The sequence below is a fragment of the Vibrio sp. 1562 genome, assembly GCF_033340155.1.
Classification (GTDB): Bacteria; Pseudomonadota; Gammaproteobacteria; order Enterobacterales; family Vibrionaceae; genus Vibrio; species Vibrio alginolyticus.
The window spans coordinates 1-617 of the sequence record NZ_JAWOVY010000502.1 but is presented as its reverse complement, the minus strand read 5'-3'; the positions used below and the strand labels follow the sequence as shown (position 1 = coordinate 617).

Here is a 617-nt window from a genome sequence, read left to right as displayed (position 1 = left end):
GTGGCTCGAAATGCCTAATGTCATGGCCAACCAACTCAGGAAGAGTAGTAGTACTATGCGCCCATATCTCAAATACATCATCCCAACGGTGATTCCGTTACTTATTTGGCTGATGCCTTTGTCAGCGTTTCCTTTTGACGGCATCACCATCGTCCAACAGCGAGTTATCGCGATCTTTTTGCTGGCTGCGCTCTGTTGGGTGTTCGAGCCTATTCCGATTTATGCCACGTCGGTGGTGATCATCGTGCTTGAGTTATTGCTCATTTCGAACAAAGGCATTGTCTTGTTTCGAACACAAGAAGGGCAGCCTCATTTTGGCGAACTACTGCAATATCACGAAATCATGGCTACCTTTGCCAGCCCAATCATCATGCTGTTTTTAGGTGGTTTTTTCTTAGCAATGGCCGCAACCAAATATCGTTTGGATGTGAACCTCGCTAGGGTGTTGCTCAAGCCGTTTGGGCAAAACCCTAAGTTTGTCATGTTAGGCCTGATGCTGATCACCGCAATATTCTCGATGTTTATGTCGAATGCCGCGACCACCGCGATGATGTTGTCGATATTAACGCGAGTTATCGCCGTGTTTGGGCCTAAAGACCCGGGCCGAATTGCATTCG

Annotated in this window: 1 protein-coding gene; it reads left to right on the top strand. The window is 47.6% G+C overall.

The features are described from left to right. Nucleotides 1-55 precede the first annotated feature (55 nt). A partial coding sequence (locus R7Z49_RS26065; RefSeq protein WP_318112569.1) for an SLC13 family permease occupies nt 56-617 on the top strand: 562 nt, incomplete at its 3' end.